Here is a 15643-nt window from a genome sequence, read left to right on the forward strand (position 1 = left end):
TGAACGTGTCGGAATTGCAGTGGGACGAGATCGATCGACGCGCGGTGGACACCGCCCGGATCCTGGCGGCCGATGCGGTCGAAAAGGTCGGCAACGGTCATCCCGGCACGGCGATGAGTCTGGCTCCCGCCGCCTATCTGCTCTACCAGCGGGTGCTGCGGCATGACCCGACCGACACCGACTGGCTCGGCCGCGACCGCTTCATCCTGTCGGTCGGCCACTCGTCGCTGACGCAGTACGTGCAGCTCTACCTGGGCGGTTTCGGGCTCGAGCTCGACGACCTCAAGGCACTCCGCACCTGGGGCTCGAAGACCCCCGGCCACCCCGAGTACGGCCACACCAAGGGCGTCGAGATCACCACGGGCCCGCTGGGCCAGGGCCTCGCCTCGGCGGTCGGCTTCGCGTACGCCGCCCGGTACGAGCGCGGCCTCTTCGACCCCGAGGCCGCAGCGGGCACGAGCCCGTTCGACCACTTCGTCTACGTGATCGCGGGCGACGGCGACCTGCAGGAGGGCGTCACCAGCGAGGCCTCCTCGCTCGCCGGCCACCAGCAGCTCGGCAACCTCATCGCGATCTACGACTCGAACCAGATCTCCATCGAGGACGACACGAACGTCGCCTTCACCGAGGACGTCGCCGCTCGCTACGAGGCCTACGGCTGGCATGTGCAGACCGTGGACTGGAAGAAGACCGGCGAGTACGTGGAGGACGTCGCCGAGCTCCACGCCGCGATCGAGGCGGCCAAGGGCGAGACCGACAAGCCGTCGCTCATCATCCTCAAGACCATCATCGGCTGGCCGGCTCCCGGCAAGCAGAACACCGGGAAGATCCACGGATCGGCGCTCGGAGCCGACGAGCTCGCCGCCACCAAGAAGGTCCTCGGGTTCGACCCGGAGCAGACCTTCGTCGTCGCCGACGAGGTGCTGGAGCGCACGCGCGGCCTCGCGGAGCGCGCCGCCGAGGCCCGCGCCGCCTGGCAGGAGTCGTTCGATGCCTGGGCGGCCGCCAACCCCGAGCGCAAGGCCCTGCTCGACCGTGTCGAGGCCCACGAGCTCCCCGCCGACATCGCCGACGCGCTCCCCGTCTTCGAGGCCGGCAAGGACGTCTCGACCCGCGCCGCGTCCGGCCAGGTCATCAACGCGCTGGCCGCGCAGCTCCCCGAGCTCTGGGGCGGCTCCGCCGACCTCGCCGAGTCGAACCTCACGACGATCAAGGACGCGCCGTCGTTCATCCCCGCCGAGTGGTCGACCCACGAGTGGTCGGGCACCCCGTACGGCCGGGTGCTGCACTTCGGCATCCGTGAGCACGCCATGGGCGCGATCGTCAACGGCATCGTGCTGCACGGGCCCACGCGCGCCTTCGGGGGCACGTTCCTCATCTTCAGCGACTACATGCGTCCGGCCGTGCGCCTGGCCGCGCTGATGAACGTGCCGAGCGTCTTCGTCTGGACGCACGACTCCGTCGCCCTCGGCGAGGACGGCCCGACGCACCAGCCGATCGAGCAGCTCGCGACGCTGCGCGCGATCCCGAACCTGGCCGTCGTCCGCCCGGCGGACGCCAACGAGACCGCCGCCGTGTGGCTCGAGATCCTCCGGCGCCACGAGGGCCCGGCCGGCATCGCGCTGACCCGCCAGAACATCCCGGTGTTCCCGCGCGGCGAGGGCGAGGCCTCGGGCGACACCTTCGCCTCCGCCGCCCAGGCCGCCAAGGGCGCCTACGTCCTGGCCGAGGCGCCGAACGGCACTCCGGACGTCATCATCGTGGCCACCGGCTCCGAGGTGCAGCTCGCGGTGAACGCCCGCGAGGTGCTCGCCGGCGAGGGCGTGAACGTCCGCGTGGTCTCCGCCCCCTCGCTGGAGTGGTTCGCGGAGCAGGACGAGGCCTACCGCGAGAGCGTGCTGCCGTCGTCCGTCACCGCCCGCGTCTCGGTCGAGGCCGGTTCCGTGCTCACGTGGCGCGGCATCGTCGGCGACCGCGGCCGGTCGGTCGGCATCGACCACTTCGGCGCCTCCGCCGACTACAAGACCCTCTTCGAGAAGTTCGGCATCACCACCGAGGCCGTCGTCGCGGCCGCCCGCGAGACCATCAAGGAGAACGCATGAGCACCCCCACCGCCCAGCTCGCCGCCGCCGGCGTCAGCATCTGGCTCGACGACCTCTCGCGCACCCGGATCTCCTCCGGCAACCTCGCCGAGCTGATCGCGTCGCGCAACGTCGTGGGCGTCACCACGAACCCGACCATCTTCGCGAACGCGATCACGGACAAGAACGACACGTCCTACGACGCGCAGGTCACCGAGCTCGCCGCGTCCGGAGCCTCGGCCGAGGACGCGGTGTTCGCCGCGACGACCCAGGACGTCCGTGCCGCGCTCGACGTCTTCCGCCCGGTGTGGGAGGAGTCCGGCCACGTCGACGGACGCGTGTCGATCGAGGTCTCCCCCGACCTCGCCCACGACACCGACGGCACCGTGGCGCAGGCCAAGGAGCTCTGGGACCGGATCGACCGCCCCAACCTCCTCGTGAAGATCCCGGCGACCAAGGCGGGGCTCCCGGCCATCACCGAGGCGATCGCGAACGGCATCAGCGTCAACGTGACCCTCATCTTCAGCCTGGAGCGCTACGCCGAGGTCATCGAGGCGTACCTCACGGGACTCGAGCGCGCCAAGGAGGCGGGCATCGATCTGTCCACCATCCACTCCGTGGCCTCGTTCTTCGTCTCCCGGGTCGACACGGAGACGGACAAGCGCCTGAGCGCGATCGGAACGGACGCGGCCGCCGCACTGAAGAGCAAGGCGGGCCTCGCGAACGCCCGACTGGCTTACGAGCTCTTCGAGAAGACGTTCGCCGAGAAGCGCGCGCAGGATCTCCTCGCCGCCGGCGCCAACGTCCAGCGCCCGCTGTGGGCGTCCACCGGCGTCAAGGACCCGAACCTCCCCGACACGCTGTACGTGACCGAACTGGTCGCGGACGGCGTCGTGAACACGATGCCGGAGAAGACCCTCGAGGCGACGTTCGACCACGCCGTCGTCACCGGAGACACCATCACCGGCGGCTACGAGGAGGCCCGCGAGGTCTTCGCCGGGCTCGCCGAGGTGGGCGTCGACTTCGACGCGGTGACCGAGGTGCTCGAGGAGGAGGGGGTCGCGAAGTTCATCGACTCCTGGCACGACCTGCTCGCGCAGGTCACCGAGGCTCTGGAGGCACAGCGATGACCTTCGCCATCCACGCATCGGGCGCGGCGCGCGTCGCCATCGAGGAGACCGTGCCGGCCCTGGTCCACGACCTCGTCGCCTCCCGCATTACCGGTGGCGACGCCACGCTCTGGGGTCCGGCCGCCGAGGCCGAGGCGTCGGTCCGGCTCGGCTGGGTCCAGGCCGTCTCGGTCTCCCGCCCGCTGGTCGCGGAGATCGTCGCACTGCGCGAGGAGCTCGCGGCGAAGGGCGTCACCCGCGTGGTCCTCGCCGGGATGGGCGGCTCCTCGCTCGCTCCCGAGGTGATCGCGCAGACGTCCGGCGTCCCGCTCACGATCCTCGACTCCACCGCCCCGGGACAGGTGCTCGCCGCGCTCGACGAGGGTCTCGCCGAGACGGTCCTCGTCGTGTCCTCGAAGTCGGGCTCCACGGTCGAGACCGACTCGCAGCGCCGCACCTTCGAGGCCGCCTTCCGCGACCTCGGCATCGACCCCACCGAGCGGATCGTCGTGGTCACCGATCCCGGTTCGCCGCTCGACGCCTCCGCGCGCGAGGCCGGCTACCGGGTCTTCAACGCCGACCCGAACGTGGGCGGCCGCTACTCGGCGCTGACCGCCTTCGGCCTCGTGCCGTCGGGACTCGCCGGCGTCGACATCGACGAGCTCCTCGACGAGGCCGAGGCCTCCCTGCTCGAGGTGGCCGTGGACTCCGCCGACAACCCCGCGCTTCGTCTCGGGGCCGCGATCGCCGCCACGAGCCCCCGCCGCGACAAGCTGGGCCTGATCACCGACGGCACGCACATCAAGGGGCTGCCGGACTGGATCGAGCAGCTGATCGCCGAGTCCACGGGCAAGGAGGGCACCGGCATCCTCCCGGTCGTCCTGCTCCCGGTCTCGCCGGAGCTCGACCCGGTCCCCGCCGACCTCCAGATCGTGCGCCTCGTCGACGACGCCAACGAGTTCCACCTGCACGAGCGGCACGAGGGCGAGATCCTCGTCAGCGGCACGCTCGGCGCGCAGTTCATCGTCTGGGAGTACGCGACGGCCATCGCCGGGCACCTCCTCGGCATCAACCCGTTCGACCAGCCCGACGTCGAGTCGGCCAAGGTCGCCGCCCGGGGCCTGCTCGACGCCCGCCCGGAGCCGACGGCGCCCGCGTTCGTCGAGAACGGCGTCGAGGTGCGGGTCTCCGATCCCGCCCTCGCCGTGTCGGGCACCGTCGAAGGCGTGCTGGACGCCCTGTGGGCCCAGCTCCCCACCGACGGCTACGTGTCCATCCAGGCCTACGTCAACCGCCTCGAGGTGCCGCAGCTCCAGGGCCTGCGCGAGCTGGTCGCCGCCGACTCGGGGCGTCCGACCACGTTCGGATGGGGACCGCGCTTCCTGCACTCCACGGGCCAGTACCACAAGGGCGGCCCCGCCCAGGGCGTGTTCCTGCAGATCCTGGAGCGCACGGACGTGGATCTCGAGATCCCCGACCGCCCGTTCACGTTCGGGCAGCTCATCCAGGCGCAGGCGGCCGGTGACGCGGGTGTGCTCGCGGAGCACGGACGGCCCGTCGTCTCGCTGACGATCACCGAGTCCTCGGACGACGTGCTCACCCTCTTCGAAGCCGCACAGAAGTAACCGCAGGAGAGCCCCCACCGATGTCTGTACCCATCTCGCGCGGGCACAACCCGCTGCGCGACCCCGACGATCGTCGTCTCAACAGGATCGCGGGGCCCAGCGCCCTCGTGATCTTCGGCGTGACGGGTGATCTGTCCCGCAAGAAGCTCATGCCGGCGGTCTACGACCTCGCGAACCGGGGGCTCCTGCCTCCGGGGTTCGCGCTCGTGGGCTTCGCCCGCCGCGACTGGGAGGACCAGGACTTCGCCCAGGTCGTCTACGACGCGGTGAAGCAGCATGCCCGCACGCCGTTCCGCGAGGAGACCTGGACACAGCTGCTCCAGGGCATCCGGTTCGTCTCCGGCGAGTTCGACAACCCCGACTCCTTCCGCAAGCTGCGGGAGACCGTCGAGAAGCTCGACGTGGAACGCGGGACCATGGGCAACCACGCCTACTACCTCTCGATCCCGCCGAAGGACTTCCCGCTCGTCGCGAAGCAGCTCAAGGACTCGGGGCTCGTGGGCGAGGACGCGGACGACGACGAGCGCTGGCGGCGCGTCGTGATCGAGAAGCCGTTCGGGCACGACCTCGAGTCGGCGCGCGCTCTCAACGCGGCCCTCGAAGTGGCGTTCCCCGCCGACTCGATCTTCCGCATCGACCACTACCTCGGCAAGGAGACGGTGCAGAACATCCTCGCGCTGCGCTTCGCGAACGAGCTGTACGAGCCGATCTGGAACCGCAACTACGTCGACCACGTGCAGATCACGATGGCCGAGGACATCGGCGTCGGCGGTCGTGCCGGGTACTACGACGGGATCGGCGCCGCACGCGACGTCATCCAGAACCACCTGCTCCAGCTCCTCGCGCTCACGGCGATGGAGGAGCCCATCAGCCTCTCCGCCGAGCATCTGCGGGCCGAGAAGGAGAAGGTCCTCGCCGCGGTGCACGTGCCGGAGGATCTCTCCCTCGCCACGGCGCGCGGACAGTACGCCGGCGGCTGGCAGGGCGGTGAGAAGGTCACCGGCTTCCTCGACGAGGAGGGGATGAACCCCGAGTCGACGACGGAGACCTACGCGGCCATCAAGCTGGAGATCGACACCCGTCGCTGGGCGGGCGTGCCGTTCTACCTGCGGACGGGCAAGCGCCTCGGCCGTCGCGTGACGGAGATCGCGGTGGTGTTCAACCGTGCGCCGCAGCACCTGTTCGGCCGCGGCAACGCCTCGGAGCTCGGGCAGAACGCCCTCGTGATCCGCGTCCAGCCCGACGAGGGCGTCACGATCCGCTTCGGCTCGAAGGTGCCGGGCAACGGCACGAACGTCCGCGACGTGACGATGGACTTCGGCTACGGCCACGCGTTCACGGAGGCGAGCCCGGAGGCGTACGAGCGTCTGATCCTCGACGTCCTCCTGGGCGACCCGCCGCTGTTCCCGCGGCATGAGGAGGTCGAGCTCTCCTGGAAGATCCTCGACCCGGTGGAGAAGTACTGGGCCGCCCAGGGCGGTCCGGTGGAGCAGTACGCGCCCGGCTCGTGGGGACCGGCCTCGGCCGACGACCTGCTGGCCCGCGACGGACGAGTCTGGAGACGCCCGTGATCATCGACCTTCCCGACACGACCGTCAGCCAGGTCGCCAAGCAGCTCGTCAAGGTGCGCGAGGAGGGCGGCGCCGTCGCCCTCGGCCGCGTCCTCACCCTGGTCATCGCCGCCCGCAAGGGCGTCGCGGAGGCCGCGATCGACGCCGCGAACGATGCGTCGCGCGAGCACCCGATGCGCGTGATCGTGCTGACCACCGGCGACGGCGAGTCCCGTCTCGACGCGCAGATCCGCGTGGGCGGAGACGCCGGAGCCAGCGAGGTCGTCGTGCTGCACGCGCACGGCGACGCCGCGAGCAACGAGGAGAGCCTGCTGACCGGCCTGCTCCTCCCCGACGCCCCGGTCGTGGCCTGGTGGCCGGACGAGGCCCCCACCTCTCCCGCGACCTCCCCGCTCGGCCGCATCGCCCAGCGCCGGATCACCGATGCCGCCACCTCGCCCGACGTCCGCGACCGGCTCGCCCTCCTCGGGCGCACGCACGCCCCTGGTGACACCGATCTCGCCTGGACGCGCCTGACGCACTGGCGCGAGCAGCTCGCCGCGGTGCTGGACCAGCCGCCGTACGAGACCATCACCGCCGTCGAGGTCCGGGGCGGGAGCGCCTCGCCCTCCACCGCGCTGCTCGCCGCGTGGCTGCAGATGGCACTGGACGTCCCGGTGCGGTGGTCGTACGAGGACCCGGAGCACTGGCAGGAGGGCATCAAGTCGGTGCGCCTCACCCGGGAGTCCGGCGACATCCTCCTCGAGCGCCCGTCGCCCGGCGTCGCCGTGCTCACCCAGCCGAACCAGCCCGACCATGACCTGCACCTGCCGCGGCGGACGCTGCGCGAGTGCCTCGCGGAGGAGCTGCGCCGGCTCGACCCCGACGTCCTGTACGGTCGAGTGATCACGGAGGGCTGGGAGAAGCTCGGTCCGCCCGAGACAGGAGAGTGACCTCGATGCCGGGATCGTCCGCAGAGAAGCGGGTCGTGGTCGAGGCCACCCCGACCGCCCTCGCCCTCCGGGTCGCCGATCGCTTCCTCACCCGCGTCCGCGCGCGCACGCGCAACGGGCGGTTGGCCCACGTCGCGCTGACGGGCGGGTCGATGGGCGGTGCCGTCCTGCGCGCCGTCCGGGACAACCCGCGGTCCGCCGAGATCGACTGGTCCCTCGTGCACTTCTGGTGGGGGGACGAGCGGTACGTGCCGCGGAACGACGCGGACCGCAACGCCCTCCAGTCCCGGGAGGCACTGCTTGACCACATCGACGTCCCCGCGGAGAACGTGCACGAGATCGCCGGCTCCGACAGCGGTCTCGAGCTCGATGAGGCCGCCGCCGCGTACGCCGCCGAGCTCGCCCGTTTCGGCACTGACGACCACCCCTGGCCGTCCTTCGCCGTGTGCTTCCTCGGCGTCGGACCGGACGGCCACATCGCCTCGCTCTTCCCGGACCGCGAGGAGGTCACCGTGACCGATGCCGCGGCGCTCCCGGTGCGGGACTCCCCCAAGCCCCCGCCCGAGCGGGTGACCCTCACCCGCCCGGTGCTGAACGCCTCCAAGCGGGTCTGGCTCGTGCTCACGGGCGCCGACAAGGCGTCGGCGCTGGGCCTCGCCCTCGCCGGTGCCAGCTACACGAGCGTTCCCGCGGCCGGCGCCAAGGGGCGCAAGCGGACGGTCTTCTTCGTCGACGAGGCCGCGGCATCCGAGGTCTCCCCCGACCTCATCGACCAGGCCTACTGAGCGTCGGGGTCGCGCCTCTCGGGCGTGTCCGGGTGCTCCGGCGCGCTCGGCGCCGGCGAGGTCGGAGGGGCCACCGGGTCGCTGCCCCGGGTGATCCCGAGGTCCTGGCTCTCGCTGAGGACCTGCGGATGGAAGCGGGCGAGTCCGACCACACCCCAGACCGCGATGCCGCCGGCGACGCCGAAGATGATGAAGACCCACCAGGGCGCCGCGGCGGCCTCACCGAGCACGAGCATGCCGATGAGAACGGCCACCATGGGGTCGACCACCGTCAGGCCCGCGATGACGAGGTCGGGCGGACCGGAGCTGTAGGCGGTCTGCACGAAGTAAGCGCCGACGGCACCCGCCGAGAGCAGCGCGAGCAGGCAGACCGCGGTGATCCACTCGAACTGGCCGGCCTCGATGCGCTTGATGATGACCTTCGCGAGGGTGGCGACGAAGCCGTAGAGGATGCCGGCGCCGATGATGTAGAACAGCGCGCGCATCCGATGCCGGAGGATGAGCCAGCACGCCCCGAGCACGATGATCACGACGAGCAGGATCGCGAGGATGACGAACAGCTCGCGGTCCGTGACCTCCTTCTCCGTGGCGTAGATCGCAGCGAAGAACACGAAGAGGAAGATGCCGCCGACGCAGGCGATGATCGCGGTGAGGGACTGCCTCGTGGGGGCGTGGCCGGAGATGCGGGCGTTGAGGAGCGTAGTGATGACCAGGGCGATGGCACCGAGCGGCTGCACCACGATCAGCGGCGCCTTGACGAGCGCTGCGAGCTGGCAGACGATCGCGAGGCCCAGCATGAGCGTCCCGATCACCCAGGACGGTCGCGTGAACAGGCGCTTGAGCTGATCGAGGCTGAGACCGGCCGCGCCGTCGGAGCCGCTGAGCCGCTCGACCTTCTCCACGCCCCGGTGCTGGTACTGCGCGCCGAGCGACATGAACACCGCACCGGCGAGGGCCAGCGGGATCCCCAGGAGGAGGCCGGGGTTCTGGAACGCTCCGACCAGCTGGTCGCCGACGTCCTCGACCGTCCCCATCCACACCCCTGCGCTCACAGTACGACCCTACCCGGAGAGTGCCGCCGACTAGGGTTGTGACGTGGCTGTCCTTCCGATTCGCATCATGGGCGATCCCGTCCTGCACTCCCCCGCCTCCCCCGTCGAGGCGATCACCGACGAGATCCGCACCCTCGTCGCCGACATGTTCGAGACCATGGATGCCGCGCCCGGCGTCGGCCTCGCCGCCCCTCAGGTCGGCGTGCCGCTGCGGATCTACACGTACTCCTACGTCGACGACGACGACCAGCCCTGGCGCGGTGTGCTCATCAATCCGGAGCTGTGGATGACGCCCCCGGAGCCGGGCGCGCCGACCCCGAGCTGGAGTCGGAGGGCTGCCTGTCCTTCCCGGGCGAACGGTTCCCGTTGCGTCGCTCCGATCGCGTCCGCGTGACGGCGACCGATCTGGACGGCGGCCCGGTCACGCTGGAGGTGGACGGCTGGCGCGCTCGCATCATGCAGCACGAGTTCGACCACCTCGACGGCGTGCTCTACATCGATCGCCTCTCGGACTCCGACTGGAAGACCACGCAGAAGATCGCCCGCAAGCGGGGCTGGGGGCGCCCGGGGGCCAGCTGGCTGCCCGGCGTCGACGACCTCGAAGGCTGATCGCGTTCAGCCGGCGCACAGCATCCTTCAAGTTGCATCATAGACTCCGGGCACTATAGCGTGTTCGCGGCGGGGATATTCAGCATGCCCCGCGTCACGCTCTGAAGGGGAAATCCATGATGAAGTCGCGCACCCGTCGCGCACTCGTGCTCACCGGTTCGGCCGTCGCCGTCTCGCTCGCTCTCACCGGTTGCAGCGCGATCAACAGCATTCTCGGCGGCGGTCGCGCCGACGCCGACCGCGACGAGGAGACCGGCCAGGTCACCGAGAGCGCGAACATCGACGTCTTCTCCGTGAAGCTCGGCGACTGCATGCTCGAGACCGGCTCCGGGATGCTCACCGACGCGAACGTCGTGCCGTGCTCCGAGCCGCACGACGAAGAGGTCTTCTACGAGATCAAGATGGACGACGGCGAGTACTCGGAGGACGCCATCAGCGCCGCGTCCGAGGAGTGCATCGGCGACGCGTACACGTCCTTCGTCGGCGTCTCGTACCAGGACTCCGCTCTGGACGTGACCACGCTCACCCCCAGCCAGGACTCGTGGGAGCAGGCCAACGACCGCGTGATCCAGTGCATCATCGTCGACCCGGCCGCCAGGTCGAGGGATCGCTCAAGGGCGCCGCGCGCTGATCCGACCGCGTCTCCACGAAGGGCTCCGCCGCAAGGCGGGGCCCTTCGTCGTCCCGGTGGCTCGTCAGCCGTCGGAGGCGCGGAGGGCGAGCCACGCGGCGACGCGGTCGTCCGGATCGGAGAGGGAGAGCCCGGTGAGATCCTCGATCCGTCGGACGCGGGTCGTCAGCGTCTGTCGGTGGATGCGCAGCCGCGCCGCGCTCTCGCTCCACGCCCCATTGCACGCGAGGAACACCCGGAGGGTGTCGAGGAGCTCGGCGGGCCGCTCGGCCGCGCGCAGGGGGTCGAGCAGACGCGCGAGGCGAGTGGTCTGATCCGGGTCCAGCGCCCCGAGCACGAACGACACCGTCGGAATGGCCTCGTAGCGGACCACGCGTTCGCCGCCGGTGCGCGCGGCCTCGCAGGCGTGCCGCGCCTCGTCGATGCTGCGGGCGAGGGCATCCGTGCCCGCCGGTCGGCCGAGACCGAGATAGAGCGTCGATGCGAACGCCCGGGCGCGATGCGCGATCTGCTCGGCGTGGTCTTCGCGAACGACACCCTGGACGATTCCCCGTTGTGACGTGAAGACGTGCTCCGCACCGAGCTCGTCGAGCCAGAGGCCGAGCAGATGCTCGACGTCGACACCGCTGGTGCGGGAGGCGAGGGCGAAGCCCACCAGCACGCGCTCGTGCACGCCCCAGCGGCGGAGCAGACGAGCGGCCTCCTCCCCTCCCTCGCGCACGGTCTCGAACATCATGGAGCGGCCGAGGCGCTCCAGCTGACTGCTGTCCCGGGTGCGCATCAGGAGATCGAGCAGCGCCGCGGCCTGCGAGCTCAGTTCCCGACCACGGCCGGAGCTGTCGTTGCGCGGAGCGGTCACGAGCTGCGCGGTGATGTCCTGGCCCGGACCGACCGGGTGCACCTGCAGAGCGCGATGCCGCACCCGCACCGGGCGGCCGACGGCGACGGCGATCGCGTCGTCGATGTGCAGGCTTCCGGCACCGGCCGTGGTGATGACCTCGCCATGCCGATCCAGCAGCACCGCCCACCCGTCGATGCGGTGCGCCAGCTCCGCGATGACGCCGGTGATGCCGCTGCGCCGCGCCGCCAGGGTGAGCACCCTCATCGCCGAGGTGATCGCGCGGGCCTCCGCCGCCTGATCGACCGCGAGGAGCGAGGTCAGCGTCGGGACGAGCAGCGACGGCGGCATCGGCGCCCCGACGATCGCCGTGATCCCCGCGTCCCGCACGGCTTCGCGAAGGCGGGGGCTGTCGGCGCTCGTGACCACCACGGTCTCGCCCAGCGCGGCACGGCGGTCGCCGGCGACGCCGAGGAGCGCGGCCTCCTCGGCCACGACGAGCGTCGCATGGAGCGGATCCACCGGCGGACCGAAGTCGTCGAGGGGAAGGACCGCGTTGACCGACCGCGCTCCGGGGACAGCGCCCGGCAGCAGCTCCGCACGGAGATACCTGGCCACGGAGGCGATGTCACGAGCCACCTTCCGATCATACAAGTTGTCGAAGAGCAGCCATTCCGTTCACGCTTCTGTCGGATGCCGAGGCCTTCCGCTCTCTCCTAGCATCGTGCGCATCCCCACTTCCCGAAGGATGTCATGAAAGCTGTTGTCTTCCGCGACCCCCAGTCGCCCATCGAGTTCGTCGACGTCGACCTCGCTCCGCCCCGCGCCGGTGAGGTGCGCGTGCGCATCGCCGCCGCCGGTGTCTGCCACTCCGACCTGCACGTCAAGCGCGGCGAGTGGGATGCCGCCGCTCCCCTGGTCATGGGCCACGAGGGCTCCGGCGTCGTCACCGAGCTGGGCGAGGGCGTCACCACGCTCGCTGTCGGCGACCACGTCGTGCTGAGTTGGGTGCCGCCGTGCGGCGAGTGCCGCTACTGCCGCGCCGGTCACGAGGCGCGCTGTCAGAAGGTCGCCACCGTGGTCGCTCCCCTCGGCGTGCTCTTCGACGGCACGTCACGGCTGAGCCGCGACGGCGAGCAGCTGCACCACTACCTGGGCGTCTCGTCTTTCGCGGAGGAGGTCGTCGTCCCCGCATCCGGAGCCGTGAAGGTTCGCGACGACGCGCCCCTCGACGTCATCGCCGTGGTCGGCTGCGCGGTCGCGACCGGTGTCGGCGCCGTCCTGAACACCGCCGCCGTGGAACCGGGGTCGACCGTCGCCGTCATCGGCTGCGGCGGCGTCGGGCTCAACGTCGTCCAGGGCGCCGACTCGCCGGGGCCGAGCGCATCGTCGCGATCGACGTGCGGCCGGAGAAGACGCAGATGGCCTTGCAGTTCGGGGCCACGGACCGCATCGACGCCTCCCAGGGCGATGCCGTGGCCCAGCTGCGCGAACTCATCCCCGACGGCGTCGACTACGCCTTCGACGCGATCGGACGCACCTCCACGACCGAGCAGTCCATCCAGATGCTCGGACTCGGCGGCGCCGCCGTCATCGTCGGGCTGCCGCCCACGGGAGCACGCGCCTCGTTCGAGCCGCTCGTCCTCGCCGAGGCCGACCAGCGCATCCTCGGCTCGAACTACGGCTCGGTGCGGCCGTCGATCGACGTCCCCGCGCTCGTGGACCGCTACATGGACGGGCAGCTGAAGATCGATCCGCTGATCTCCGGTCGCCGTCCGCTCTCCGAGGCCGCCGCCGCCCTGGACGACCTCGACGGCGGCTCGGCACTGCGCACCCTCCTCATCCCCTGACCGCCGCGCGCGCCCCCATCCCTGAAACCCGAATCCAGGAGAACCATGTCAGACACCGTCGTCGCCCCGCCCGGCGCCCCTCAGGATGCCGGTCTCCGCACCGGCGTCATGAGCGGACCCGAGCTCGCCGCCCAGGCCATCGCCAACATCGCCCCCAGCGCCGTCATCGCCTTCACGGCCGCCGCCATCTTCCTCGGCGCCGGGAACGGCACCATCTACGCCTTCGCACTGGCCACCATCGTGATCCTGTGCGTCGGCTATTGCGTGGTGGTGTTCGCTCGCAAGCACGCCTCGGCAGGCTCGCTGTACACCTACGTGTCGAAGGGACTCGGCCCGTTCGGCGCCTTCCTCACCGGGGTCACCCTGCTGATCGGCTGCTTCGGCATCGCAGCGGCCTCCCTCAGCGGCTCGGTCAGCTACATGGGGCAGTTCCTGAGCATGCTGGGCCTCCCCGCCCAGGGGCTCGGCTGGGACATCGGCCTGGCGATCGTGCTCGGCGGGCTGGCGACGCTGTTCACCATCCGCGGCATCCGGCTCTCCGCCCGGGTCTCGCTCGTCCTCGAGCTGCTCTCCGTCGGCATCATCCTCGTGCTCCTGATCGCGGCGCTCGCGTGGGCGGGCCCCTCTGCGTGGGACCCCGCGCAGGTGCTCGCGACCGGCTCGTCGTTCCAGGGCATCGCGTCCGGCATGGTCCTGGGCATCCTGGGCTTCGTCGGCTTCTCCTCTGCAGACGCCCTCGGGCGCGAGGCCAAGGAGCCGTACAAGGCGATCCCCCGCGCCATCATGTGGAGCGCCCTCGGCGTCGGCGTGCTCTACGTCTTCGCCGCCTACACGCAGATCGCGGTCCTCGGCGACGACCTCGCCACCGCCGCGAGCCCACTGGAGAGCATGTCCGCCCTCATCGGCATGCCGGGCTGGTTCGCGGCCGTGCTCACGTTCGGCGTCTCGGCGTCGTTCTTCGCGGTCGTCGTCGCGCCGCTCAACGTGATCGGCCGCATCGTCTACGTGATGGGCAAGGAAGGCGTCGTCGCGGAGCGCTTCGGCCGCACGCACGAGCAGCACCTCACGCCGCACCGCGTGCTCATCCTCGCCGGCGCCGCGGCGATCACGGTCGACATCGTGCTGCTGGTGGCGGGGGCGGCGACGGGCGACATCCTCGTCTGGGTCAACACCTGGGGCACCTACGGCTACATGGTCGCCTACGCCCTCGTCGCCATCGCCTGCGTGGTCTACACGCAGCGGGCGAAGATGCGGAACGGCCTCGTGAAGGTGTGCGCCACGGTCGCGGTCGTGACGATGGCGTACGTCTTCTTCGCGAACGTGTGGCCCGTTCCTGCCTTCCCCTACAACGTGATCCCGTACGTGTTCCTGGTGACCGTCGCTCTCGCGCTCACCCGGTACGCCTACCTCGCCCGTCGTCGCCCTCACGTCATCGCCCGGATCGGCAACACCGAGACGAGCGCGATGGAGGGCGTCGGCTGAACCATCCTCCCCGACAGGAAGAGCCCCTCCGCGAGGAGGGGCTCTTCCTGTTTCCCGGGGCGCAGACGAGCGGTCCGGGAACGAGAGAAGCCCCCTCCGTGGAGGGGGCTTCTCTCGTTGGCTCCCCGGCTTGGACTCGAACCAAGAACCTGCCGGTTAACAGCCGGCTGCTCTGCCAATTGAGCTACCGAGGAATGTGCGCCGCGGAGCGGGCAACTCGTCAAGCTTAGCAAACTCGAGACGCTGTTCGTGACACCGGGGCCCCTTCCGCGACCCTCGGGCGTGTCGCGCTCAGCGGCGGGAATCCGACTCCGCATTCGGCACCCAGAGCAGGTCCTTGCCGACGCCCCGCGCGACGACGTGGCCCCCGCGCAGCATGAGCGTCTCCGCGTTCAGCTCGCGGATGAAGTCCGCGTCGTTGGTGACGAGGAGTGCCGCCATCCCCTCCTCCTTGCGGCGCCGGGTGATGGCGTCGAAGACGACAGGTCGCACCTCCAGATCGAGGTTCGCGAGGATCTCGTCGGCGATGAGCACCCGCGGCTCCAGCACGAAGGAACGGGCGATCGCGACGCGCTGTCGCATGCCCGCGCTGAGCTCGTAGGGGAACTTCGCGGCGGTCCCGAGCGGCAGGTGGAGCTCGTCGAGGAGCGTCGCCACCCGGATGGAGAGCGCCCGGGTGTTGACGCGCTTCTCCCGGATGAGGATCGGCTCCGCGATCACCTCGTTGACCGTCAGCTGCGGCGGCAGGTCCGCCCCGGCACCCTGCGGCACGAAGCCCGTGCGGTAGGTGAGGATGCGGTGCTTACGACCCAGACGACGGATGTCGATGCCGCAGACCTGCGCCCGGCCGCCGACGACGCGCACCGAGGGATCGGTGGAACCCGCGAGCGCGGCGACGAGGGTCGACTTGCCCGAGCCGGTCGGCCCCGCGACGCAGATGAGCCCGCCGGGGGCGAGCGAGAACGTCACGCCGTCGACCGCGCGATTGGGCGTGCCGTGGCCGATCCGGTCGATGACCAGATCGGAGCACTCGATCGCATTCGAGGATTCGGGCGTGCGGGGCATGTATCCATCCTGC

General features: G+C 70.8%; 12 protein-coding genes, 1 tRNA gene and 3 pseudogenes. 11 read left to right on the forward strand and 5 right to left on the reverse strand.

The genetic code is table 11. The annotated features are described in order from the left end of the window. The first annotated feature begins 5 nt into the window (after nucleotides 1-5). Genes tkt through pgl form a run of 6 tightly spaced genes read left to right on the forward strand, consistent with a single transcriptional unit; the run spans nucleotide 6 to nucleotide 8103 of the window. On the forward strand, nucleotides 6-2102 hold the full coding sequence (tkt, locus tag AC2W7E_RS02595; RefSeq protein ID WP_025103655.1) for a transketolase: 2097 nt from the start codon (nucleotides 6-8) through the stop codon (nucleotides 2100-2102). Further along, nucleotides 2099-3211, forward strand: coding sequence for a transaldolase (gene tal, locus AC2W7E_RS02600; RefSeq protein ID WP_062634304.1), 1113 nt, complete (start codon nucleotides 2099-2101; stop codon nucleotides 3209-3211). Before tkt ends, tal begins: the two co-directional genes overlap by 4 nt. Beyond that, nucleotides 3208-4815, forward strand: coding sequence for a glucose-6-phosphate isomerase (locus AC2W7E_RS02605; protein ID WP_085607711.1), 1608 nt, complete (start codon nucleotides 3208-3210; stop codon nucleotides 4813-4815). Before tal ends, AC2W7E_RS02605 begins: the two co-directional genes overlap by 4 nt. A gap of 20 nt (nucleotides 4816-4835) precedes the next feature. Then, nucleotides 4836-6386, forward strand: a complete 1551-nt coding sequence (zwf, locus tag AC2W7E_RS02610) for a glucose-6-phosphate dehydrogenase (protein ID WP_025103658.1) — start codon at nucleotides 4836-4838, stop codon at nucleotides 6384-6386. Then, nucleotides 6383-7318: a glucose-6-phosphate dehydrogenase assembly protein OpcA gene (locus AC2W7E_RS02615; protein ID WP_025103659.1), complete on the forward strand. Its 936-nt coding sequence runs from the start codon at nucleotides 6383-6385 to the stop codon at nucleotides 7316-7318. Before zwf ends, AC2W7E_RS02615 begins: the two co-directional genes overlap by 4 nt. A gap of 5 nt (nucleotides 7319-7323) precedes the next feature. Next, nucleotides 7324-8103, forward strand: coding sequence for a 6-phosphogluconolactonase (gene pgl, locus AC2W7E_RS02620; RefSeq protein ID WP_174235366.1), 780 nt, complete (start codon nucleotides 7324-7326; stop codon nucleotides 8101-8103). On the opposite strand, the gene AC2W7E_RS02625 is transcribed toward pgl, so the two are convergent. After that, nucleotides 8097-9137 (reverse strand): DMT family transporter, encoded by a 1041-nt coding sequence (locus AC2W7E_RS02625; RefSeq protein WP_051582195.1) that lies wholly within the window; start codon nucleotides 9135-9137, stop codon nucleotides 8097-8099. The genes pgl and AC2W7E_RS02625 overlap by 7 nt on opposite strands. Before the next feature lie 61 nt (nucleotides 9138-9198). On the opposite strand from AC2W7E_RS02625, the pseudogene def reads away from it, so the two are divergent. Beyond that, nucleotides 9199-9764: pseudogene (def, locus tag AC2W7E_RS02630) on the forward strand (peptide deformylase). A gap of 94 nt (nucleotides 9765-9858) precedes the next feature. Here the strand turns inward: def and AC2W7E_RS02635 are convergent. Next, nucleotides 9859-10104, reverse strand: a complete 246-nt coding sequence (locus AC2W7E_RS02635) for a hypothetical protein (RefSeq protein WP_485988476.1) — start codon at nucleotides 10102-10104, stop codon at nucleotides 9859-9861. Between AC2W7E_RS02635 and AC2W7E_RS02640 the strand changes: the two are divergent. Beyond that, nucleotides 10097-10306 (forward strand): annotated as a pseudogene (locus tag AC2W7E_RS02640) (hypothetical protein); the annotation flags it as partial. The gene AC2W7E_RS02635 and the pseudogene AC2W7E_RS02640 overlap by 8 nt on opposite strands. A gap of 153 nt (nucleotides 10307-10459) precedes the next feature. Here AC2W7E_RS02640 and AC2W7E_RS02645 read toward each other — a convergent pair. Then, complete coding sequence (locus tag AC2W7E_RS02645; RefSeq protein ID WP_485988477.1) at nucleotides 10460-11872, reverse strand: PucR family transcriptional regulator; 1413 nt, start codon at nucleotides 11870-11872, stop codon at nucleotides 10460-10462. Between the two features lie 114 nt (nucleotides 11873-11986). On the opposite strand from AC2W7E_RS02645, the pseudogene AC2W7E_RS02650 reads away from it, so the two are divergent. The 3 genes and pseudogenes from AC2W7E_RS02650 to AC2W7E_RS02660 all read left to right on the forward strand — a co-directional run. After that, nucleotides 11987-12388, forward strand: a pseudogene (locus AC2W7E_RS02650) (alcohol dehydrogenase catalytic domain-containing protein); the annotation flags it as partial. 266 nt (nucleotides 12389-12654) lie between these two features. Then, nucleotides 12655-13083, forward strand: coding sequence for a zinc-binding dehydrogenase (locus AC2W7E_RS02655; protein WP_485988478.1), 429 nt, complete (start codon nucleotides 12655-12657; stop codon nucleotides 13081-13083). 45 nt (nucleotides 13084-13128) lie between these two features. Continuing rightward, a complete protein-coding gene (locus AC2W7E_RS02660; RefSeq protein ID WP_338566209.1) occupies nucleotides 13129-14565 on the forward strand; it encodes an APC family permease in 1437 nt (478 codons plus the stop codon). Between the two features lie 118 nt (nucleotides 14566-14683). On the opposite strand, the gene AC2W7E_RS02665 is transcribed toward AC2W7E_RS02660, so the two are convergent. Together AC2W7E_RS02665 and AC2W7E_RS02670 are read right to left on the reverse strand one after the other, a co-directional pair. Continuing rightward, a tRNA-Asn gene (locus tag AC2W7E_RS02665) sits at nucleotides 14684-14759 on the reverse strand. A 97-nt stretch (nucleotides 14760-14856) separates the two neighbouring features. Then, on the reverse strand, nucleotides 14857-15630 hold the full coding sequence (locus AC2W7E_RS02670; RefSeq protein WP_485988479.1) for an ATP-binding cassette domain-containing protein: 774 nt from the start codon (nucleotides 15628-15630) through the stop codon (nucleotides 14857-14859). Nucleotides 15631-15643: the final 13 nt, after the last annotated feature.

This window comes from Microbacterium sp. CFSPD4_SD4 (genome assembly GCF_057364585.1).

Excerpts from the sequence above, each read along its gene's own strand:
- AC2W7E_RS02660 (WP_338566209.1), top strand. The coding sequence starts at position 13,129 with ATGTCAGACACCGTCGTCGCCCCGCCCGGCGCCCCTCAGGATGCCGGT.
- AC2W7E_RS02670 (WP_485988479.1), bottom strand. The coding sequence starts at position 15,630 with ATGCCCCGCACGCCCGAATCCTCGAATGCGATCGAGTGCTCCGATCTG.
- zwf (WP_025103658.1), top strand. The coding sequence starts at position 4,836 with ATGTCTGTACCCATCTCGCGCGGGCACAACCCGCTGCGCGACCCCGAC.
- pgl (WP_174235366.1), top strand. The coding sequence starts at position 7,324 with ATGCCGGGATCGTCCGCAGAGAAGCGGGTCGTGGTCGAGGCCACCCCG.
- AC2W7E_RS02625 (WP_051582195.1), bottom strand. The coding sequence starts at position 9,137 with ATGGGGACGGTCGAGGACGTCGGCGACCAGCTGGTCGGAGCGTTCCAG.
- tal (WP_062634304.1), top strand. The coding sequence starts at position 2,099 with ATGAGCACCCCCACCGCCCAGCTCGCCGCCGCCGGCGTCAGCATCTGG.
- AC2W7E_RS02605 (WP_085607711.1), top strand. The coding sequence starts at position 3,208 with ATGACCTTCGCCATCCACGCATCGGGCGCGGCGCGCGTCGCCATCGAG.
- AC2W7E_RS02655 (WP_485988478.1), top strand. The coding sequence starts at position 12,655 with ATGGCCTTGCAGTTCGGGGCCACGGACCGCATCGACGCCTCCCAGGGC.